Genomic DNA, 21,268 nt, shown 5'->3' on the forward strand with positions numbered 1-21,268 from the left:
GATATTAACCTTAGGTGTTTCTTGTCCTCCTGCTTGTGGTGTTAAGACTTGGTATTGAACCTCAGATTTAAGATGGTATTGGGTCGGAAGGAGTCTACAGCTGACCTTTAGCAGCCCTATAAAAAGACTTTAATTCACAATGACTAAAAATAATATGAAACATAAAAAATATTTTTTAATCCTTTCAATCATCTTTGCTATTGAATGCTTAGTACTTTCTATATCGCCTTATGATCGAGCCGATTGGGCGCTTGAGAATGTACTGGTCGTCGTATCTGTCATCCTTATTGCTATATCCTATAAGAAATGTCCATTATCGAGAGTCTCTTATGGTTTTATATTTGTATTTATGAGCCTACATGAAAGTAAGCGTCTAGCGAACTACACCTAGCATCGTTAATCTGACTATTTGAAAATACCTGCTCAATGATAAATTCGGAGCAGGCGATGAAAACTTACAGAACAGCTACACAGTGGCTGGAGCTACTTCAGCAACGCAGCAATTTTAAGGGCACTAATATTGAATTCTGCCAACACCATAATGTCGCTATTACCACTTACTATAAACAGCGTGCTTTACAGGCTGAGAACCAGCAAGGACCAAGTTTACCAAAGCCAGGCCTCAGCGCTACTCTCTCATCACGCTTTATTCAGTTAAAACAAACTACCACTGAAGTCTGCGCGCAAACTCATCAAAATGTGGTGCAGTTTGATATCCGCACAGGCCAGTTAATGTTTCCAGCCAATTTAGCAACGAACGATATCGTTGCCATTATTAAAGGGCTAATGGCATGAAGATGTTTGTTGATGTGCCCACCGTTTATTTATGTGCCGATGTGGTCGATTTTCGCAAATCGATTAATGGATTAGCGGCCTTGGTGGAAGCAGAGCTTGAACTACCTGTGCTCAGTGGTGCGCTATTTGTGTTTTGTAATAAAGGCCGCGACAAACTCAAACTGCTGTACTGGGATAACACCGGGTTTGCCCTGTGGTATAAGCGTTTAGATAAACATAAGTTCAAATGGCCTAAACTCATGTCACCCACCATGACATTAACCGAGCAACAATTACACTGGTTATTAGCAGGTTATGATGTGATTGGTCACAGCAAAATTGATGTTGCAGGTAAACAAATACTTTAATTATTACGATCGATTGATGATCATCAAAAGATGTTCAGTTAGCACTGGAAAGCCTTTCATGATGCCTTAAAATAGGCGTTATGAATAATGTACTCGCCCTTCAACAGCGCATCGCTGAGCTGGAAAAACTGCTCGAAAATGAGCGGCAATTATCTTTACAAAAAGATGCGCAAATCGCTGCGTTAGAAGAACGCTGGCGCCTGGCCCAACAAAAACAATTCGGCAAAAGTGCTGAAGGCTTTGTGGGGCAAGGCGAGCTATTCAATGAAGTGGAAGAAATTGTTGAAGCCGCTGAGGCTGAGCAACAATCCATTAGCTATACCCGTAAAAAGCCTGTGCGTAAGCCACTGCCAAAAGACTTACCCCGTGAACAAGTTATCCACGATATTGAAGATAAAACCTGTGATTGCTGTGGCGGTGATCTACATAAAATGGGTGAAGATAAGTCAGAAAAGCTTGAGTTTATACCCGCTCAAATCAAAGTGATTGAGCACATTCGACCTAAGTACGCTTGCCGTCACTGTGATAAATCCTCGACTCACACACCGATAAAGCAAGCCTTAATGCCTGTCATGCCCATCAACAAAGGCATTGCAACAAGCAGTTTGCTCAGTCAGCTTATCACCAGTAAATACCAATATGGGTTACCGCTTTATCGCCAGGAATCGATGTTCAAGCAATACGGTATTGAGCTCAGTCGCCAGACCATGAGCAGCTGGATAGATAAATCAGCCACGCTCTTCGCGCGATTAGTTGCGCGACTTAAAGCCGAGCTGTTAAAGCAACCCACGTTGTTTGCCGATGAAACGCCATTAAAGGTGGTGAAATCCGATAAAGTGAACAGCTACATGTGGGTGTATTGCTCAGGTCGGGATTCACCAGACCCTAATAATCCTATCCCTAATATCGTGCTTTACGACTTCCACAATAGTCGCGCGGCCGCCTGCGTGGTTAATTATCTTGATGGATATCAAGGGTATTTACACGTGGATGGTTATCAGGCCTATGCCAAAACAGAGGCAACGTTAATTGGCTGTTGGGCTCATGCTCGTCGTAAATTTATCGACGCGAAAAAGTTACAAGGGAAAAACAAAACCGGCAAAGCGGATGTGGTATTGAGCCTTATCCAAAAATTGTACGCTGTTGAGTCACGTATTAAAGATAAAAGTGTGGATGATAAATACACGACAAGACAACAAGCCAGTGTGCCTATACTGGACAAGCTAAAAGCATGGCTTGAGCAGAACCAGCCAAATTTAGTGGGCAATGCCAAACTGATTGAGGCGGCTAATTACCTGGCTAATCAATGGCACAAACTCATTCGTTATGTGGATGATGGAAGACTCAGCATCGATAACAATAGAGCTGAACGCGCAGTAAAACCGTTTGTAATAGGCCGAAAGAATTGGTTATTTAGCCAAACGGCTAACGGTGCACATGCAAGTGCAACGCTTTACAGTATTGTGGAAACCGCCAAAATAAATGGTCTAATCCCATTTGATTACATCATGGTTTGCCTTGATGAGCTGTGTAAACCAGAACCCAATATCGATAGCTTGTTACCATGGAATGTTAAACAATAGGTGTGGTTCGCTAGACGGTTACACATGAAATAGGTTCATATTATACTTATTCTAATGTTCCTTATGATGCATTTTTAACGTCGTATTTTAATTTTAGCCTTAATGAATATATGGGATGGACCAGGAATAATTTTGATAGATTGATTCATCTTTTATACGGCCTTTTATTGGCATACCCTATCAGAGAGTTGTATTGCCGAATTGCTGGTATGAAAGGATTTTGGAGCTATCTTGCTCCTTTAAATCTCATTATGGCAACCTCGATGCTATATGAACTGGTTGAGTGGGGCGCCGCAGAGGCATTTGGTGGAGACATAGGGATGGCGTATTTGGGGACGCAGGGCGATATTTGGGATGCACATAAAGATATGGCATTGGCAAGTCTTGGCGCATTGATAGCTATGGCGATTACCCTTTATATCAATTCACGTATTCAGAAAGACTTTGGTGAAGAATGGCAATTAAGTTTGAAACTAAAATTTTAAAATAAAGAGTAAGGGATGTTAAGTGGAAAGAGAGCGTCCTAGTTTGAATTAGCCATACCACACACATTTCTTTAGCTAGACTCAATCTATTGATAAATGTCATTTAAGTTGAGTGTTTGAAAGCCTCGCAAGGCTATCGCAATCAATGCTGAAAAAGACTGTGTTATTGATTAGAAGAATGGGTGATGAGATGGACGTCCCCAACAATCCTGACACAGGGGCCTAGCGCCATTTTGCTGGCATTAGCGTTAAGTACCTTTCTTTTGGGATTATCGGCGTCTTCGATGATGCCAATGCTGCCATAAATCAACGAAATATTTTCCTCATCATCACAGAGCGGTTGTGCTATTAGTGTTTACGGGATAGGCCGTTGGGTATGCCTATTTTAATGCTGATCACGGCTACCATAGAAAATGCCATTTTTAGCTGTTTTCTGACATTAATTTTTATCTCTAACGGCTTAAGTGCCATGGCGACATCACTTGAACAGCCAATTGTATTTCGTTTTTTTAAGTGGTCTACCTCTCGGAGTTTATTGTGGTGCCGCTATAGTACTTGCGGCCGATATTGCTGCCTTAAACATCACCGGAATCGCAATAGTGTGTTCCATTATATTTCCCCTCGCTTATGTCCGTGCCTACGATAATATTTGGTTATTGTATAGGCTGATTTTATTTATTGGCTGCAGTGTAGGATTAGCCGCATTAATTCAAGCATTACTGATGGATATATCGCCAAATGATCAGGTCATGATCGGTGCTTGAGTGCAATGTTCCGGCCCTTGGGTGGACGGCATTGTTATCGCACAAAGTGCACTGCTAACGAGATGGGTTATTTGCCTGCGGCTTAATGATGTGGCTGTTGAGCTCTCTTCAAAGAATAAAAAAAGCTCAATTAAAGCAGTACTCATCATAATCACATTGTCGATGAAATTGCGCTTAATGGGCCAATATAATCACCTTAGAAAATGATTTACCTTAGCGGATGAATACGCTGCCAAGCTGGTCTCTTGTTTAGACTATGGATAACTCGGTTGCGGATCCATGATCCGCAGTACACTTTGATTGGGTAACTAACACAAGCTATCGATTAATATATGGTAAGTTTTTGTTCGCATACTCTGTCTTCCTCTTGCTTTGACTATTCTCTACTTTTCAATAGTTTTTGTTAGAAAAATTGATCCACTTTTCAATAATTACTTTCTCCCAATAAGGGGCATTATTAAAGAATATGAACTAAAATAATATGCAGGAATTAACATAATATATAAGCAGCTAAGTTAACCAAGTAAGACCCTTATATTAACCAAATTACACCCTTATATTAACCAAGAAATATCCTTAGATTAACCAAGGAATAGCCTTATATCAAGCAAAGAACAGCCTTGTATTACCTAGTTAAAACCTTTGCTTTCAAGTGGTTATAATTTTTCAAGGGTAAGTATACATTGACAAATAGGTCAGTTAGGGATTATTGTATACAAAAATATTTAGCAAATGTACCGTAAATATTTAACCTCGCAGGATCTATTCATGTGCTTTTTATGTAGAGTTTGTGCAATAAAGCAGAGCGACGTAAATGAGCGTAATGGAAGAAAATGATATGGAAAAAATAGTTATAAAAAACCTCTATAAGGTTTTTGGTTCCGAGCCTCGCAAAGGGGTAAAGTTACTGGAACAAGGGAAAAGCAAAGAAGAAATTTACGAACAGACAGGACTTACTGTTGCTGTGCAAGGTGCAAGCTTTGAAGTGAATAAAGGTGAAATTTTTGTCGTTATGGGTCTGTCCGGTTCAGGAAAATCAACGCTCGTACGAATGCTGAACAGGCTTATTGAACCAACATCTGGAGAGGTGTTAGTTGATGGTGAAGATATTCTCAAAATGAGCAAGGATGAGCTAGTAAGGTTCCGCAGAAGTAAAACCAGCATGGTTTTTCAGTCCTTCGCTCTTATGCCTCATCAGACCGTGTTGGAGAATGCTGCATTTGGCCTCGAACTTGATGGTATGGATAAGAAAGAGCGTGAGGAGCGAGCCTTAGATGCTTTGAAACAAGTCGGACTTGAAGGCTTGGAGAATGCATATCCAAATGAATTAAGTGGTGGTATGCAGCAGCGGGTCGGATTGGCGCGTGGCCTCGCTGTAGATCCGGAAATCCTGCTCATGGATGAGGCCTTTTCGGCGCTTGATCCTCTTATCAAAACAGAGATGCAGGATGAACTGCTGAAACTCCAAGATCGGCATGAGCGCACTATCATTTTTATCTCCCATGATCTAGACGAAGCATTACGGATCGGTGACCGAATTGCCATTATGCAGGGCGGGCGAGTCATTCAAGTGGGGACGCCAGAAGAGATTCTGCAGAACCCTGCTGACGATTATGTCCGGGCATTTTTCCGGGGCGTGGATCCAACCGGTGTTATTTCCGCCGGGGACATTGTTCGCGATAGCCAGCCAACGGTCGTCTGGCATACTAAAGCAGGCAGCCCGCGAGCCACCTTGGAAATGTTGAGCATGAAAGATCGAGAATTTGCCTATGTTCTTGACTCAGAACATCGGTTTTTGGGTGTTGTCTCTTCAGATTCACTGCGCGACGTTATTGATAAAGGTAATGGTACCAGCAAACTTGAACATGCTTTTCTGGGCGATGCAGAATCAGTTCAGGAAACCGATAGTCTCCAGGATATCTTGCCACTGGTAGCATCACATGCTTGGCCTATTCCGGTAGTAAATTCAGAACGTAGATATCGCGGCGTTGTTTCTAAAAACCTCTTCCTTCGCACCTTGAATCGTGCAGAGAAGGGGACCTATTTTGAGCAGTCAGCACCCTAGAATACTTTCTTCAGGAGTTTTATATAATGTTCAGTTTTGATGAAAGAGTGATTCCCTTGGATGTTTGGATCACCAGTTTTGTTGACTGGTTGGTTGAAGGATATCGATGGTTCTTCCAAATGATCAAGTGGCCAGTAGATTTTATTCTGTCCGGCGTATCGGACGGTCTATTGGCAACTCCGCCTCTCCTTGTTGTTGTGGTGTTTGCCATTATTGCTTGGCGGGTTTCAGGTTTTAAACTTGCGGGGTTTACGGTCGCATCATTAGTTCTCATCGGTCTACTTGGATTTTGGCCAGAAACCATGATAACCCTTGCCATGGTCTTTTCATCAGTTGTGTTCTGCACCGTTGTTGGGGTGCCATTTGGCATATGGGCTGGTCGCAGTGATCGTGTGAATAACATTCTACGGCCAGTTTTGGACGCGATGCAGACAACGCCAGCCTTTGTTTATCTGGTACCCATAGTGATGCTTTTTTCCATTGGCAATACAGCCGGTGTTCTGGCAACCATAATTTTTGCCTTGCCACCGCTCGTCAGATTGACGAGTCTTGGTATCAGGCAGGTGCATCCAGAGTTGGTCGAGGCTGCGCTCGCCTTTGGGGCAACAAGTTCGCAGGTTTTGCTTAAAGTTCAGATACCACTCGCTCTGCCGACCATCATGGCGGGCCTTAATCAGACCATCATGATGTCGCTTTCCATGGTGGTGATTGCCGCTATGATTGGCGCAGGAGGCCTCGGGGCACCTGTCGTTCTCGGCTTGAATACACTCGATATTGGTCTAGCCACCGTTGGCGGTCTAGCGATTGTTTTATTAGCAATCATTCTAGATAGAATAACCCAATCAATGGCAACCAAAAAAAAATAAGGACGGAAAATGATACTTAAAAAAGTAGTAATTGGTGCAGCTTTAGCTGCAATGACAATGACAGGGGCAGTTCTTGCCGATAATCACCAGCCAGGAGAAGGCGTTACCGTTAAACCTGCGCGAGCCACGTGGGATACCGGATTTTTTCAGGAAGCACTTGTGGCACGAGGTCTTGAGACTCTTGGCTATGATGTGGAAAAACCCAAAACGCTGGTGAATCCGATCTTTTACAAAACAGTGACTCTCGGTGATATTGATTATTGGACCAATGGTTGGTTTCCAATGCATAACGATCAACTACCGAACAATTTCGATGAAAAGGCTGAAAAGATTGGTTATGTAATGAAAGCCGGTGGTCTAGGGGGTTATTTAGTGTCTAAAAAAGACGCAGACAAATATAATATTACCTCCCTTGAAGATTTTAAACGCCCAGAGGTGAAGAAAGCATTTGATACCAATGGTGATGGTAAAGCCGATCTGACTGCCTGTCCTCCAGGTTGGGGATGTGAAAAAATAATCACCCACCATATGGATGTATACGGTCTCAAAGATTCTATCAATCCGGTGCAAGCTTCATATGCAGCAGGAATGGCATCAGCGATGGCGGGTTATAAAAATGGTGGACCAATATTTTTCTATACTTGGGCACCAAACTGGACCATTTTCAAACTGAAGCCAGGCAAGGACGTAGTCTGGATAAACGTGCCTGAAATTAATCCAACAAAAGCCCAAAGTGTTGCCGTTGAACGGATGACGATAAGTGGGCTTGAAGGCGCGGTTTCTGACCCGGTAAAACTTGGTTTTGTTGCTTCTGACATCCAAATAGTCGCCAACAAAAAATTCACCAAGCAGAATCCTGCAGCAAGGAAATTTTTTGAGGTCTTTACCCTGCAGCTTGCCGACGTCAACGAACAGAACACTCGGATGAACGATGGTGAAAAGAGTGCGCAGGACATTCAAGGCCACGTAGATGAGTGGATTGCCAAAAACCAAGATACATGGAACGGTTGGCTTACTGAAGCACGCAACGCTGCGAAGTAGCCTCAACCTACAATAGCTTATTTATAACCCGGAGCACACGTACAGTGCTTGCGGGTTATTTTTTTTCACAAAAACCAATTGTTTCGTCAAATGTTTGGACCTGCTTTCAAGCAAGAGTACAACGCTGATAATGATGTAGCCCTTTAAGAGGGAATGATGTTTTTTCAACGAAACAAGCCTAAGTTCTGAACATATTTTTCAAATTCAACACATTATTTAAAATATAACCCATAAGAAAAATGAATGTGCTTAATTAAGTTCAAAGGCACAGGTCTATTATTGGCAATCATTTAAAGAGAATGACCCAATCTATGGCAACAAAAAAATAAGGAACGAAAATGAGAATTAAGCAAGTAATAATGGGTGTAGCTTTAGCTGCAATGACCATGACCGGGTCAGCAGCTCTTGCCGATAATCACCAGCCAGGAGAAGGCATAACCGTCAAACCTGCACGGGCCACGTGGGACACCGGCTTTTTTCAGGAAGCTCTGGTGCGACGAGGTCTTGAAACTCTTGGGTATGATGTGGAAAAACCTAAAGATCTGTCGAATCCGATCTTTTACAAAACACTGACTCTCGGTGATGTAGATTACTGGACCAATGGCTGGTTTCCAAATCATGACGGCCAGATGCCGAAAGGGTTTTACGACAAAGGTGAGAAAGTTGGTTATGTTGTTAAGGCCGGTGGTCTGCAGGGCTATTTGGTGTCTAAAAAAGAGGCAGATAAATATAATATTACCTCTCTGGAGGATTTTAAACGTCCTGAGGTGAAAAAAGCATTTGATACCAATGGTGATGGCAAAGCCGATTTGACCGCTTGCCCTCCAGGCTGGGGATGTGAAAAAGTTATCAGCCACCATATGGATGTATACGATCTCAAAGATGCTATCAATCCGGTGACCGCTTCATATGCAGCAGGAATGGCATCAGCGATGGCGGGTTATAACAATGGTGAACCAATATTCTTCTATACTTGGGCACCAAACTGGACCATTTTCAAACTGAAGCCAGGCAAGGACGTTGTCTGGATAAACGTGCCTGAAATTAAGCCATCCGAAGCTCAACGTTCTGGTGTTGAACGGATGACAGTAAGTGGAATTGAAGGTGCGGTTTCTGACCCGGTAAAACTTGGTTTTGTTGTTTCTGACATCCAGATAGTCGCCAACAAAAAATTCACTAAGCAGAATCCGGCAGCAAGGAAATTTTTTGAGGTATTCACTCTGCCACTTGGCGATATCAACGAACAAAACACTCGGATGAACGAAGGCGAAAAGAGTACGCAGGATATTCAAGGCCACGTGGATGAGTGGATTGCCAAAAACCAAGATAAATGGAACGGTTGGCTTACTGAAGCACGCAACGCGGCTAAATAGTCTCAACCAGCAATAGCTTATGTGTAACCCGCAGCACACGTACCGTGCTTGCGGGTTATTTTTTTCACAAAAAAGCAGGTGTTTGGTGAAACGTATGCAACCGCTTTTTAAAAGGTACAAAGCTAATAAGTATGTAGCCCTTTAAAAGGCAATGATCGATCAAAGAAACAAGCCTAAGTTGTTTTCATTTTTTTGAACTCAACACATTATTTTAAAATATAAATCATAACAAAAATAAAGATGCTTATTTAAGTCCAAAGGTACAGGTCTACCAGTGCTTAATCATGTCACCAAAGGTTGTTCTATTTGATCACAGTATTTAGAAATATATAAGCCAAGTAACGCCAACTGGGCAACTGATTTGGGTGTTACCGTATATTCTATTGTGATACTTTTGCAAATCAATATCCCTTGAGTTAGACCTTGTGATCGAACTTATTTCAGCCTCTTTCTGTGTTAGATCTGTTACTCACCGACAATATATATATCAATTTGCGATATGTTTTTTATGTGAGAAATAGTCCTTTAAGGCCAATTTAAATGAACCACAGCACTCTGATGTTGCAAAATATCGTTGATCGGGACTGGTCTACCGATCCCATAACCTTGGGCGAAATCGACTCCCATTTCCTGTAATCGCTGCCTGATAGCATCATTCTCAACAAACTCAGCAATCGTTTTCATACCCATGACATGACCAATATCATTGATTGATTTAACCATAGCTTCATCGATCGGATCGTCCAAAATATCTTTAACGAACATACCGTCGATCTTCAATGTACTCACAGGTAAATTTTTCAAGTAGGCAAATGAAGATAAACCACTGCCAAAATCATCCAACGCAAACTCACATAATGTTTTGATAAATACGGTCGCATCTCTCAAATTACTAATTGCAGCAGTTTCTGTTATTTCAAACTTGATCATACTTGGCGGTAAATTATGTAATCTGATTTGCTGCATAATATGGCTGAGCAGCGTGTGACTCCCTAATGATGCTCCTGACAAGTTGATAGCTAAATGATCAACATTATCTAAATGTTTAAAATGCAGTTCCATCCAAGAAAATGTATGATCAACTACCCAACGGTCTACCGCTTCTGACAAGTTATAGCGTTCTGCGGCAGGTAGAAATGCGCCAGGGGGAGCTATTTCTCCGCTTCGAGTGCGCAATCGGAGTAATACCTCATAGATACGCTTTTGCGATGGGTCTGAGAGCGACACAATAGGCTGTGCATAGAGTTCAAATCTATTTTCATTTAACGCATCTTTTAGCTCATTAACCCAACGGAATTCACCATCGCGTTTGGCTAACAACTCATCCTCTGAATGATAGATATGGATACGGCCTAATATCGCTGCTTTTTGACTTAAATAAGATCGTGTTTTTGCCACATTGGATCGCAGTTCAGCAACAGCTGCCGTAACTGCTTGGCGATGAACGGTTCAATTTTTTGCTTTGAGCCTGGCCAATGTACAAACTTGCCTTTTGACAACCGCTTGGTCATCAACCAAAAGCCGCTGCCATCATATGATAATGCACGCACCTTGGTTTTATTTCGGTTAATAAAGACGAACACCGAGCCAGAGCGAGGGTTAGCCGCTAATGTATAACGGCATAGTGCCGCTAAACCATCCATTCCCTGACGAAAGTCGACAGGTGCAATGGCGATTAAGATATGCGTCTCAGCGGTAAGATGTATCATGATTTCAACGCCCTGATCAGCGAAATAAGGGTTTGTATATCATCAACGCCAGATAAAGTCATGGTATCTCCGTGAGCAAATTGGAGCGCTACGTTAAAAGTGGTTTGAGCAGATGAGGTTGAAATGGGTAGGTGCACAAACTGGTGGGGACTGAGTTGAGGGTTTACGCTATTTCGCCACTGTTTAAGCTGGCCGCCACTAATCCGTAGTGCGGATGTTATTTTGCTAGAAGAATAATGTTCGAGTAATCCGACGGCGTGTTCACGCAATGTATTGGGGGTTGGAGCTTGACGACTATTCCTGTTGCTACGCCAGCATTCAAAAGCTGTTGTGAGGGTTGATAAGGGATCTAATGTTGACATGATTGCATCCTGATTATTGAGTTGCGATCATTAAATCAGTTTACAAGATAGAAGTTGAACTATGCTGCCGTAAGCTCACATACAGTTGGCATTCTACCCTGCCCTGTCCAAGTGACAGTTTCGCCCTCAACTACGATTGAATATTTAGCGGGACGTGGTGCTCTTGTGCTTTTTACTTTAGCAGCAACACCGCCAAGATCACCAAGTGACAAACCAGCTGACTCAATCATCTTCTGAAGCTCTGCAATTTTCGCGATACGCTCAGCATTTGCTTCAGCTTCAGCACTCGCTTCTTCTTCTCTTTCAGCAACGATCTTGCCTAACTTTTCGTACACATCTTTTAGTTCTGCAACAGATAACTCTTTAACCGAAGCTTTTAAACGACGAGCATGAGTTAAGCTCTCTAAAAATTCAGACATTGTATTTCCCTGATAAGTTTATATTGCAGCAATATAACTGATTTTCAATTTGTAATGAATACACAAAGAGATTCAATTTTAATAATTATTAAAGTGGTCAAATTCCATTGCTTCCAATTATTCCTATTACAGCCCTCGTATAGATAAGTAGGGAGATATGCTCTTGCTAAAATGGGTCTTCAACCCCGTGTTAGTCTGCTCGATAAGCATGACCGGCAGCCCGATTGCATTGGCAATATTTATCGACTGTTCTACACTCAAGATCATCATAGCAGTCGCAAAACCATCGGCTACGGCGCACTGCTGGTGAAGCACGGTCGCCGAAACCAGACTATTTTCAGCCGGTATCCCGGTTGTCGGATCGATAATGTGACTCAACTGTCTATCACCGCTCTCGATATAATTAACATAGCTACCCGAGGTCGCCATAGACATATCTTTAAGATTGATCAGTTGCTGTATCTCCAGGCTAAACTTCTCTGGACGAGTAACAGCAACGGTCCAGTCTCTGCCTCTGACACTAACTCCGCGAGTCCGCACCTCTCCGCCTATCTCGACCAGATAATTAAGTACACCCGCACCATCGAGTATCTTGGCAACACGATCCACGCCATATCCTTTCGCCACAGCCGAAGGATTTATCTCTAGCCCTCGAATCACTTTCGTAATGGCTTTCGAGCTCAGGGTAAATCCATCCATGCCTGTTTTCGATCGAGCCAACTCCAGCTGACCACGATCTTTATTCTGCAGATCTCTGGCCTTAACACCAAACCCCCAGAACTCAATCACTGGCCCTAATGTCACATCGAACGCCCCATAGGTTTGTGAAGATATCGTCTTTGAAATCTGTAATACATCCCTTAGACGCTCAGATACCAGAATAGGGTTTCCAGTATCATTTAAATTCAATATAGATATTTCAGAATCTGAACGATAAACTGACAGAGCGCTATTCACTCGCTCCAGTTCCTGCTCCACTAATACCTTTATCTGCTGTTTCGTTGCTAGATTATTCTGCAGGCGCAACTGTATCGTGTAGGTCGTCCCCATCGTATTACCGGTTATCTGCTCGATATTGATATGCGCCCATGCCCGAGACTGGAACATATATGACACCAACAAGCACATCGTTAGGAGTTTCACACAAAGTTTCATATTAGCCTTCAAAACATTCCTTATACTCAAAATAAGTATTCCGTTCAACTTAGTTGAACGGAATACTTATTTTAAGCAGAAGCTATCGATTATTGTGCGGCAGCTTCTTTACCTGCAATACGGCCAAACACGGTAATATCGGTAATGGCATTACCACCCAAGCGGTTCGAACCATGGGTCATACCGGTAACTTCACCAGCTGCGAATAAACCAGCAATAACCTTACCTTGTGTATCTAATACACGAGTATGGGTATCTGTCATCAAGCCACCCATAGTGTGATGAACAGAGGGCTTAGCCACCAGCATATAGAATGGAGGCTTCATGATAGTTTTTAGTCCACCACGATGATGGAACTCTTTATCATCACCCGCTTTAGCAAACTGATTTACACGTCCAACCTGAGCCATCAGCGCTTTTTCATCAACACCGAACTTTTGAGCCAACTCTTCGATTGAGTCTGCCTTAAACATCATGCCTTTACGGTTAAGCTCGGCGAACTCATCCTTATGCACACCGACAACACCGGCAATATCTTCAATCTCACTCCCCCAAAGTACATAAGTCTGCTGATCGGTCTGGGCCAGAATTGCACGGCTGATAACATCACGACGCTCTAGTTCTTCGACGAAACGATGACCTTCCTTATTCACCAGCAAGGCACCGAAGAAGCGCGAGTCGGCGATCAAAGAGATCGCTCCACTATCGATATGACAGATAGGATAAGTCTGGATAGACTTCATGTTATGTGTTTGAGCGTTAAGCTTCTCGGCCATCACGATACCGTCACCCATGATCCCACGAGCATTAGTTGTACCGTAGCGGCTATCCAGTTCAGGGACATACTTGGTGCGCATCGCAACATTAGCACCAAAACCACCGGTTGCCATAATCACGCCACGCTTGGCGTAATAAGTGAGTTGCTGTCCATTCTTCTCAGCTTCAACACCGATCACTCGTCCATTTTGATCTTTAATCAGCGCTGTTGCTGTCGTACGGGTATGGATAGGGATCTGCAGTTCATCCGTTTTTGCCATAAACTTACTGATCCACTCCGCGCCAGTATGGTTACGTGGGATCAGTGCACGCTTAACGCTGTGACCACCAAATTGGAATAGCTGATCCTTGTAAAAATCGACCTTAATATAATCCCTTAGCCACTCTGCGGCTGGTAATGCTTGCTCGGCCAAAATCTGTACCATCTCAGGATCACCCAAATAGTCACCGCCCTTTAGGGTATCCTTGACAAACAGATCGATACTGTCTTCGATGCCCATCTTCTTCTGGACCCAGTTACCTGGCACGTTCATCTGACCACCGGTGATCAAGCTGTTACCACCAACCGTTGGCATTTTTTCGATAATCACTACGCTAGCACCAGCATTTTTAGCCGTGATCGCGGCGCTGAAACCTGCACCGCCTGAACCTATGATAACGACATCGAAATTTTGTTCACTGGCAACTAGTTCTGCCGATTTATCACTGCTCTTGACCATACCGGCAACTAAGGTAACGCCAGCTGTGGTAAGAGAGCTCTCAACAGCCTTTCTAAATGCACCACTGGTAATCGTCGCGCCACTGATGCCATCGACCTCGGTACTGTTATTGGCAATCATTGCATCTTTCATTTCGGTAAATACCGACGCCGCCAATACCTTATTTTCATTCTGTTTCAGGATACTGATATCGACAAACTTGCCATTTTTAGTTTCGGTCTGAACCTGAATTTCTCCATGCTTACCGAATGCAGAACCTTCGCTCTTCGTTAACTGGTCGCTCTCTTTAAGTGAGCAGCCCATGACCAGAGCGACAATTGCACTGGCGATAATTGTTTTTTTAATCACTTTATTATTCCTATTAGATCAATCCGATATTAGAAGGTAAAACCAACCGCTACGCCATATTCGATGCCATCATTAGGCGCTGATCCCCAGCTATCGAAATGGGTCATGTGCAACTTGGTATAGAATGACTCCGTCATACTTGTCTTTAATGTGGTGATGAGCTGATGTCCGTAGCTGTCATAACCTAAGGTGCTCATATGGTCTTCATCACGGTCGATCTGCCCTTCATAGTTGACAGATATCGAATGCTTAAGCCCCATTACAGAAAATGGGTAACTGGCATTAATCACCGCTGCATAACCACTAATCCCATCAAAATTTTCCCCGGTTGGATCAAAATGAGCAACAGAGTAGTTCAGACCGATACCGGCATTGATAAAGAGATCGCCATACTTACGGTTAGTGGTCACACCCAGATATAGGTTGTCTTCCATCACTGTACGGTTAGAGACCAAGAAATTCTGTCCCCATAAGTTATAACTTGTATCAGAGATCTGCTTATCAATAATAAACAGGGACTTTACGGTCAGCTTTCCATCTGCACCGTGTTGAGCTTCTTTCATCTCACCCGGGTTCTCAAGCTTCACATAAGCCAATAGCGTGCCCCAGTCTGCTTTATTAAAATGTGTCAATTTAACAAAAGGTTGGTCATATGCCCCACCGTTATCAGACTTAGTATCAGAGGTGTACGCCTTATATCCCAAATCGACTGATGTTGCTGACATTGCAGGTGCTATCACTAAAGCGGCTAATGCTGTGACAAGTTGCTTTTTCATCAAAATATTCCTTATTTGTAAGATTTCCATATAGGATAAATGAATAATTAATATTCTTTGTGAGCCAGATCTTGTAATAGTTTTAGTTCATTTAATGTGTGTGGGTTAGAGAAGTAAAACTGCCAAAAATACGTTTAAATATAAAAATGAAAATATATAAATAATAACCATGTGAAAATTACGTCAAAATATCGAACGTCATAAATAAATATATCTAAGCCATAAATAAAAATTAAGTCACTTATTAAATAAGTAACATTTAAATCTAAATATAAGAATAAATATGGAATTAACAGTCAGTGATAAGAATAAAATTTTAGAGAGGGTGTTAAGACAATGAAGTGCGTTTAGAGACTCTCACTTCAATATAGTGGACACTCCATGCCAACTAGCAAACTGTCATAATCAAGATAAGACTCAGATCAAGTGGGCCGTATGATGAGCATAGCCCTGAAGGAGTTATGGTCATTACTGGTTGAATATTGCCAATTGAGCTGTTTTGCTAACCGTTCTACCAACATCAATCCCAGACCAAAGCCGCTGGAGTTATGCAGGGACAAGGGATTAATAATATCGATTCGATTGCCAGTCTGAACAATAGAGATACCTTTAGCGCCATGCTCTAAACTATTGCGCACCAAGTTGTTCAAAACGATAGTCAGCGGCTCCTTGAGTACGAACAATTCAGTTTCATCGCACTTTAGATCGACCGGGACATCACTCCCTTGAGCGAACTTTTGATCATAGATGATACTCTCCAACAACTTTGCCAACTTCACATTACTGCTGTCCATCGGGCTACAGTCAGAACTCATTAACCAAAGTAGTGTCTCGGTAATCGATTGCATCTGAGTTGTTGCCTGACTGGCATGTAAGGTAGGGCCTGTGAGTTGCCCTTGTTGCAGGGTCAGAATATCGAATGAAGACTGACATATGGCGATAGGCGTTCTGAGCTCATGGCTTGCAAAGCGCAGGAATGAGAGCTCCCGCTGTTGTGCCTCTTTGAGCTGTTTGATTGAACTATCCAAGGCATCGACTATCGACTGAAGTTCGGCATAGCATTGTTTAGGAAAACGTAATTGCTGCATATTTTGCCAATCATGCTGCTTTATCGCGCGGCTGATCTGATGAACCGGCGAAATCACGCGGCTCTGTAGATACCAGGCCAGAATAGCGTTTACGGTGAATGTCATGATAACTAGCAGGCAGATAGCGGCCATATTTTTCGGCGCAAATTCAAGATCGTGTGTTGCATTATAATGTAGCCAAACATAGCTCTCTTTACCGTTATCTCCCTGATGCAACATCAGGGCATCGATAAACTGCCCATCAGTATGCTGGTGTTTTACATTTTGTGGAGCATCAGGAGCAACGCCTCCATTAATCGTCTTAACCCTATTAGGTACCGACTCCCAACTGGGAAATACTGTGAGATTGTCTGTTTGAAATGTTTTATTTTTGGGAGTGGTATAGAGCTCAGCCGCTTGAGCCGCATTGCTCATGGTAATTTCATGCATGCTGAACATACCTGTACACATCATGCACAAGGGGATAAAACTATTGATGATTAAGGTTATCGCCAGAAAACATAAGCCATACACCTGGTAAACACGTTTCAAACTGAGCTTAGGCTTCATCTGTGACTACCTTCAAACATAAGCCTATTCCCCTAATCGTATGGATAAGTTTTTGCTCGAATGGCTTATCGACAATTTTCCGCAGCAGATGAATGTGGCTACGCAAGCTATCGCTATCTGGCAAACTATCGGGCCACAGCATCCGTTCGATCTCCTCCCGCTCGACAGTTTCAGGGCTCCGACGGGCCAATAGAGTCAGGATCTGCCATCCAGTGCGAGATAGTAACAATAACTGTCCCTTTCTGTGCACATGATGTCTGGCAAAATCAAATTCAAGATCACCGATGGTAAGTATTTTCGGTGACGGACGCCTCTGAGATACGACCCTAAGACGCGCAACTAACTCAGCCATGGCAAAAGGTTTAACCAGATAGTCATCAGCGCCGACCTCAAAACCTGACAACCTATCCTGTAGTGTGCTCCTCGCGGTAAGCATAATGATCGGTGAGATTATGCACTGATCTTTCCACTTTTTACATGCGGTAATACCATCGCCATCGGGCAAGTTCAGATCGAGAATTATCGCGTCGAAAGTTAGACCGAATATGAGCTGTTCAGCTTGAGTGAGTGTCTCTGCATAATCACACTCGATCTCATTGAGCTCCAAATAATGAATAATATTCTTGGCCAGCAGGCGATTATCTTCGACGAGGAGAACTAACATGCGCTATATAATTTCCAGTTGATGTGCTATATGAACTAAATTAGCCCTGTTACTGGCTGACAATTTATTTCTTATGGATTCAAGATGATATTCCACACCGCGAACAGTAATATGAAGCTCCTGTGAGATTTCATGATTATGGAGTCCCGTCGCTGCCATTTTCAGTGCCTTGATTGCCGTTTGGTTAAATAAGTTACATTGCCGAAAAGGGTTTATTTCATTATGAAAATGCTCAAATAGACTCATCTGAGCTTGTTTAAGTGTGGTCTCTAAACCAATAAAATTTATTTCATCGTAGGTGTGTTTAGATAGCAGGGTAAACCTACCAGCCCAGGCATCCGATGCAAAGTGTTTCAGCGGCCAACTCAAGACAGTGTTGACGCCATAACGATTAAAGAGTTTTTGAGCTTTATTCGGCTGGCCATTTTCGCATAGAATATAACAATAAGGGGATTCGAGTCGCAAGGCTTCGCCAAAGTTAATGTCCGTAGGCGCGACGCGTGTCACGTATTGTTCATGTAGCTGCTGAACCTTTGGTGATGAAGCTAACACACCACCACGACCTCGAAGTATCCTTCGGGTCAACAAGCTCTTTCGGCTGTTCTGTAGATAGTCTTGATAGGCACTAATGGCGATTCCCTGGAACCAGAATCCTGCGAAGCCATGCTCGGCAAAAGTAGGCTTCATGCTATTGAGAATACTATCTGCCAGAAACCTGCTTTGAGCGGGTTCGCTTTCCGACAATAGTGTTATTTTTTCCATTTTACCGCCATCTCATACTCAATCAGAACTATTCACGATGACTTTCAGTCCAAAGTTACCTGAAAACAGTGACGAAAACCAAGTTGACTCAATTTAGGATTACAATTTGTTAAACTTATGGCTGTAATCTTACTCAAATAGCGGTAACCGATACAGTTTAATAATGAGGATGTTTTAACTACACAACAAAAACAAAAAAATTAAATTTTTGACCTCCTATTTTGACGTAATTTTGACATGTCATATTTTATATTTATCAAATTGGATTGAATACTCGATTCAACATTAAATATATATCCGTGATGATTGCCATCCTTGCGTACTTTTTTTACTAAATCCATTCAGATTCGGCATGCTGATATGATTTTCATATTTTATTGAATACTGCTGATGTCATATCAACAGGCTAGGCCAAATTATATTTGTAAGTTTATTTTTAGGTTGGCAACATTCACGGCTGGCAGAAAGTAGCGGATATGGATTACACATTTATTTAAAAAAACACCACAACTCGTAATATATTCAAGCTCATGTGGCTAAGCTGGGTGAGATCGCGAACGTTTTACGTACAGGATTAGTATATTTTTAAAACTTAATTTGTTCAGTACGCCATCACTTCATGAATAATTTAAAGTGATTCAGTATTTAAATTATTCATTATGAGTAAAAAACGCACACTCAAGCGGTCACCCTGTGTGGCTAATGCAGGACAAATTATTTGCTCCGTGATCGTTGTATATCGGGAAAGCATCTTCACTAATCCTTGCATCGAGGATCCGGCGCATTGATTCTATCCCCGCGCGCGCTGACGGCTATTGCTTGTACTGTACTATGCTCAAGAACTAATATTATATGAAGTGTTATATGCTGCGAGGTAATAATTTAAATCAACATAACCAAAAAATCGATTGATAAATTTTAACTACACTATAGTTATTAGAACAGTTAAAAACAATAATTGAGGAAAACAAGGATGTTGATTATCAAATTTATTTTATTGTGTTCAATCGTATTTGTATCCACGTTACCGGCGTTTTTCAAGACAGTTGTCGCCTAAATTGTTAAGCAGCTTCTTTGTGTTGCTCTGGATTTAACTCCACAGCGCCTATTGGCTGCCAGTTTCGCTCTTCTTTTGACCATCGCTCTGGATGTTCATTTCTTTTTGTCTGATACAACGCTTTTCGCTTCGCCAGTATTCCAACATCAAGACCATCATGCCTCTGGTTTGGTGTCACAAACTTAATCCTGCTATGGCGATGCTCGTTGTTGTACCAATAAACAAATTCATTGACCCATTTACGTGCTGCTTCTAACGACTTAAAACCTTCACTAGGCCAACGTGGATGACACTTTACCGTTCTAAATAGCGATTCTGAGTACGGATTGTCATTAATTACCCTTGGACGGCTTCGTGAGGTCACAACGCCTAAATCGTACATCTTAGCTCGCATCGTCAAGCTCTTCATGGGCGCGCCATTATCTGAGTGCAACACAACGTCTTTCTTTAAGCATTTCTCTGACCAGACGGTACGCTCTAGTAGTGCTGCTGCTTGCTCACCTGAATTTCCCAACCGACGATTTTTCGACTGTAAATATCTTCAATCATGTACAGATAATAGTGTTTTCCTATCACCGTTGTAGGCAGGTAACTGATATCCCAACTCCACACTTCGTTCGCTTTTTTAGCCGTATAACTGGTTGGCTTTTTATGAACATTTCTCGGCTTCGCTTTGCCTCGGTGATGCAGCATGTTTTCAGCATGCAATACACGGTAAAAACTCGACTCAGAAGCGATATACTCACCTCTGTCGGCGAGTATAGGAACAATCTGGCTTGGCGGTAATGAGGCAAACTCTTCACTATTACACACATCAATCACGTCTTGTCTTTCAGCCTTACTCAGTTTATTTCCAGGCTCTGGCCTCATTGCGGTTGGCCTTTTATCTGCGCTAATCTCACCGCCTATTCGCCAACGCTGTAAGGTTCTACTTGATAATCCAATCACGTCACAGGCCTTATCTTGTCTCGAGCCTGATGCGACAGCGGTACTGACCCACTGCGCATGCTTTTGCCTATCGGTCAGCGAAATCAGTCTTCCTCTTTTTCCTTCTAATAGGCATCGAACTTTTTTCCCAGTACGAGTAAAGCAGCCGCTTCCGCTAACGCTTTATCCTTTCTACGTAACTCACGTTCGAGCTCGTTAATGCGTTTTTTGTCGGTCTTCTGTCCAGGTGTTGTCTTGGTTTTACTTGCAAGTGTTGTGCTTGTATTACCGGCAATGCAAGCTTGCTTCCATCCGTTGACTTGCTCAGGATATAACCCCTTAGCTCGGCAATATTCACTTAACTCAACTGCCGACAGAGAGGCTGTTTCCAATACTACTGAAAACTTTTCTTCATCCGATGAACTGACTTTTGACACGTTTAACCCTGAGGTATTCATAGACAGGATCTTTAGCGATAAATCTATATTTTAGATAGAAAAAGGCCTTATTTATGATCTGATGATAGTCGCCCAAAAACCACCATGACCAATAAATAAAGACTATGACTATTATCTCCTTAAAAAAGCAGTTCATGCAATTCTTCAATGCAGACATCCTTCAAAAAACGGCTAAGCGC

General features: G+C 42.5%; 19 protein-coding genes and 2 pseudogenes. 10 read left to right on the forward strand and 11 right to left on the reverse strand.

Annotated elements, in window-relative coordinates; genetic code table 11:
- Positions 1 to 154 precede the first annotated feature (154 nt).
- From AAEZ02_RS23730 to proX (AAEZ02_RS10640), 10 genes and pseudogenes are all read left to right on the forward strand, one after another.
- Complete coding sequence (locus AAEZ02_RS23730) at positions 155 to 391, forward strand: DUF2238 domain-containing protein (protein ID WP_502959589.1); 237 nt, start codon at positions 155 to 157, stop codon at positions 389 to 391.
- A 56-nt stretch (positions 392 to 447) separates the two neighbouring features.
- The gene (locus AAEZ02_RS10600; protein WP_351122988.1) at positions 448 to 795 is read left to right on the forward strand and encodes an IS66 family insertion sequence element accessory protein TnpB; all 348 of its coding nucleotides are present in this window, start codon (positions 448 to 450) and stop codon (positions 793 to 795) included.
- Positions 792 to 1,142, forward strand: a complete 351-nt coding sequence (gene tnpB / locus AAEZ02_RS10605; RefSeq protein WP_351122991.1) for an IS66 family insertion sequence element accessory protein TnpB — start codon at positions 792 to 794, stop codon at positions 1,140 to 1,142. The genes AAEZ02_RS10600 and tnpB (AAEZ02_RS10605) overlap by 4 nt, the downstream gene beginning before the upstream one ends.
- Before the next feature lie 80 nt (positions 1,143 to 1,222).
- Positions 1,223 to 2,725 carry an IS66 family transposase gene (gene tnpC / locus AAEZ02_RS10610; protein ID WP_351122994.1) on the forward strand — a complete coding sequence of 501 codons (1,503 nt, stop codon included), beginning with the start codon at positions 1,223 to 1,225 and terminating at the stop codon, positions 2,723 to 2,725.
- 29 nt (positions 2,726 to 2,754) lie between these two features.
- Entirely contained in the window at positions 2,755 to 3,210 is a 456-nt protein-coding gene (locus tag AAEZ02_RS10615) for a DUF2238 domain-containing protein (RefSeq protein WP_351123027.1), read from the forward strand.
- Positions 3,211 to 3,395: 185 nt separating this feature from the next.
- Positions 3,396 to 4,125, forward strand: a pseudogene (locus AAEZ02_RS10620) (hypothetical protein).
- Between the two features lie 687 nt (positions 4,126 to 4,812).
- The gene (proV, locus tag AAEZ02_RS10625; protein WP_101034765.1) at positions 4,813 to 6,039 is read left to right on the forward strand and encodes a glycine betaine/L-proline ABC transporter ATP-binding protein ProV; all 1,227 of its coding nucleotides are present in this window, start codon (positions 4,813 to 4,815) and stop codon (positions 6,037 to 6,039) included.
- 26 nt (positions 6,040 to 6,065) lie between these two features.
- Complete coding sequence (locus AAEZ02_RS10630; protein WP_101033190.1) at positions 6,066 to 6,905, forward strand: ABC transporter permease; 840 nt, start codon at positions 6,066 to 6,068, stop codon at positions 6,903 to 6,905.
- 9 nt (positions 6,906 to 6,914) lie between these two features.
- On the forward strand, positions 6,915 to 7,946 hold the full coding sequence (proX, locus tag AAEZ02_RS10635) for a glycine betaine/L-proline ABC transporter substrate-binding protein ProX (RefSeq protein ID WP_124012743.1): 1,032 nt from the start codon (positions 6,915 to 6,917) through the stop codon (positions 7,944 to 7,946).
- A gap of 338 nt (positions 7,947 to 8,284) precedes the next feature.
- Complete coding sequence (gene proX / locus AAEZ02_RS10640) at positions 8,285 to 9,319, forward strand: glycine betaine/L-proline ABC transporter substrate-binding protein ProX (protein WP_124012742.1); 1,035 nt, start codon at positions 8,285 to 8,287, stop codon at positions 9,317 to 9,319.
- A 525-nt stretch (positions 9,320 to 9,844) separates the two neighbouring features.
- Here proX (AAEZ02_RS10640) and AAEZ02_RS10645 read toward each other — a convergent pair.
- The 11 genes and pseudogenes from AAEZ02_RS10645 to AAEZ02_RS10695 form a co-directional block, all read right to left on the reverse strand.
- Entirely contained in the window at positions 9,845 to 10,717 is an 873-nt protein-coding gene (locus AAEZ02_RS10645) for an EAL domain-containing protein (RefSeq protein WP_351122997.1), read from the reverse strand.
- Positions 10,693 to 11,028 carry an IS66 family insertion sequence element accessory protein TnpB gene (gene tnpB / locus AAEZ02_RS10650; protein WP_351123000.1) on the reverse strand — a complete coding sequence of 112 codons (336 nt, stop codon included), beginning with the start codon at positions 11,026 to 11,028 and terminating at the stop codon, positions 10,693 to 10,695. Before tnpB (AAEZ02_RS10650) ends, AAEZ02_RS10645 begins: the two co-directional genes overlap by 25 nt.
- Positions 11,025 to 11,390 carry a hypothetical protein gene (locus tag AAEZ02_RS10655; RefSeq protein ID WP_351123003.1) on the reverse strand — a complete coding sequence of 122 codons (366 nt, stop codon included), beginning with the start codon at positions 11,388 to 11,390 and terminating at the stop codon, positions 11,025 to 11,027. Before AAEZ02_RS10655 ends, tnpB (AAEZ02_RS10650) begins: the two co-directional genes overlap by 4 nt.
- A gap of 59 nt (positions 11,391 to 11,449) precedes the next feature.
- Positions 11,450 to 11,809 carry an H-NS family histone-like protein gene (locus tag AAEZ02_RS10660; RefSeq protein ID WP_351123006.1) on the reverse strand — a complete coding sequence of 120 codons (360 nt, stop codon included), beginning with the start codon at positions 11,807 to 11,809 and terminating at the stop codon, positions 11,450 to 11,452.
- A 126-nt stretch (positions 11,810 to 11,935) separates the two neighbouring features.
- Entirely contained in the window at positions 11,936 to 12,916 is a 981-nt protein-coding gene (locus tag AAEZ02_RS10665; protein WP_351123009.1) for an FAD:protein FMN transferase, read from the reverse strand.
- Between the two features lie 137 nt (positions 12,917 to 13,053).
- On the reverse strand, positions 13,054 to 14,808 hold the full coding sequence (locus AAEZ02_RS10670; protein WP_351123012.1) for a flavocytochrome c: 1,755 nt from the start codon (positions 14,806 to 14,808) through the stop codon (positions 13,054 to 13,056).
- 29 nt (positions 14,809 to 14,837) lie between these two features.
- A complete protein-coding gene (locus tag AAEZ02_RS10675; protein WP_351123015.1) occupies positions 14,838 to 15,584 on the reverse strand; it encodes an outer membrane protein OmpK in 747 nt (248 codons plus the stop codon).
- 422 nt (positions 15,585 to 16,006) lie between these two features.
- A complete protein-coding gene (locus AAEZ02_RS10680; RefSeq protein WP_351123018.1) occupies positions 16,007 to 17,221 on the reverse strand; it encodes a sensor histidine kinase in 1,215 nt (404 codons plus the stop codon).
- Positions 17,211 to 17,885 (reverse strand): response regulator transcription factor, encoded by a 675-nt coding sequence (locus AAEZ02_RS10685; protein WP_351123021.1) that lies wholly within the window; start codon positions 17,883 to 17,885, stop codon positions 17,211 to 17,213. The genes AAEZ02_RS10680 and AAEZ02_RS10685 overlap by 11 nt, the downstream gene beginning before the upstream one ends.
- Positions 17,886 to 17,888: 3 nt before the next feature.
- Positions 17,889 to 18,647, reverse strand: coding sequence for a response regulator transcription factor (locus AAEZ02_RS10690; RefSeq protein WP_351123024.1), 759 nt, complete (start codon positions 18,645 to 18,647; stop codon positions 17,889 to 17,891).
- A gap of 1,061 nt (positions 18,648 to 19,708) precedes the next feature.
- Positions 19,709 to 21,086: pseudogene (locus AAEZ02_RS10695) on the reverse strand (IS3 family transposase); the annotation flags it as partial.
- Positions 21,087 to 21,268: the final 182 nt, after the last annotated feature.

This window comes from Shewanella sp. T24-MNA-CIBAN-0130, assembly GCF_040310185.1.
Classification (GTDB): domain Bacteria; phylum Pseudomonadota; class Gammaproteobacteria; order Enterobacterales; family Shewanellaceae; genus Shewanella; species Shewanella psychromarinicola.

Excerpts from the sequence above, each read along its gene's own strand:
- AAEZ02_RS23730 (WP_502959589.1), top strand. The coding sequence starts at position 155 with ATGAAACATAAAAAATATTTTTTAATCCTTTCAATCATCTTTGCTATT.
- AAEZ02_RS10600 (WP_351122988.1), top strand. The coding sequence starts at position 448 with ATGAAAACTTACAGAACAGCTACACAGTGGCTGGAGCTACTTCAGCAA.
- tnpB (WP_351122991.1), top strand. The coding sequence starts at position 792 with ATGAAGATGTTTGTTGATGTGCCCACCGTTTATTTATGTGCCGATGTG.
- tnpC (WP_351122994.1), top strand. The coding sequence starts at position 1,223 with ATGAATAATGTACTCGCCCTTCAACAGCGCATCGCTGAGCTGGAAAAA.
- proV (WP_101034765.1), top strand. The coding sequence starts at position 4,813 with ATGGAAAAAATAGTTATAAAAAACCTCTATAAGGTTTTTGGTTCCGAG.
- AAEZ02_RS10630 (WP_101033190.1), top strand. The coding sequence starts at position 6,066 with ATGTTCAGTTTTGATGAAAGAGTGATTCCCTTGGATGTTTGGATCACC.
- proX (WP_124012743.1), top strand. The coding sequence starts at position 6,915 with ATGATACTTAAAAAAGTAGTAATTGGTGCAGCTTTAGCTGCAATGACA.
- proX (WP_124012742.1), top strand. The coding sequence starts at position 8,285 with ATGAGAATTAAGCAAGTAATAATGGGTGTAGCTTTAGCTGCAATGACC.
- tnpB (WP_351123000.1), bottom strand. The coding sequence starts at position 11,028 with ATGATACATCTTACCGCTGAGACGCATATCTTAATCGCCATTGCACCT.
- AAEZ02_RS10655 (WP_351123003.1), bottom strand. The coding sequence starts at position 11,390 with ATGTCAACATTAGATCCCTTATCAACCCTCACAACAGCTTTTGAATGC.
- AAEZ02_RS10660 (WP_351123006.1), bottom strand. The coding sequence starts at position 11,809 with ATGTCTGAATTTTTAGAGAGCTTAACTCATGCTCGTCGTTTAAAAGCT.
- AAEZ02_RS10665 (WP_351123009.1), bottom strand. The coding sequence starts at position 12,916 with ATGTTCCAGTCTCGGGCATGGGCGCATATCAATATCGAGCAGATAACC.
- AAEZ02_RS10675 (WP_351123015.1), bottom strand. The coding sequence starts at position 15,584 with ATGAAAAAGCAACTTGTCACAGCATTAGCCGCTTTAGTGATAGCACCT.
- AAEZ02_RS10680 (WP_351123018.1), bottom strand. The coding sequence starts at position 17,221 with ATGAAGCCTAAGCTCAGTTTGAAACGTGTTTACCAGGTGTATGGCTTA.
- AAEZ02_RS10685 (WP_351123021.1), bottom strand. The coding sequence starts at position 17,885 with ATGTTAGTTCTCCTCGTCGAAGATAATCGCCTGCTGGCCAAGAATATT.
- AAEZ02_RS10690 (WP_351123024.1), bottom strand. The coding sequence starts at position 18,647 with ATGGAAAAAATAACACTATTGTCGGAAAGCGAACCCGCTCAAAGCAGG.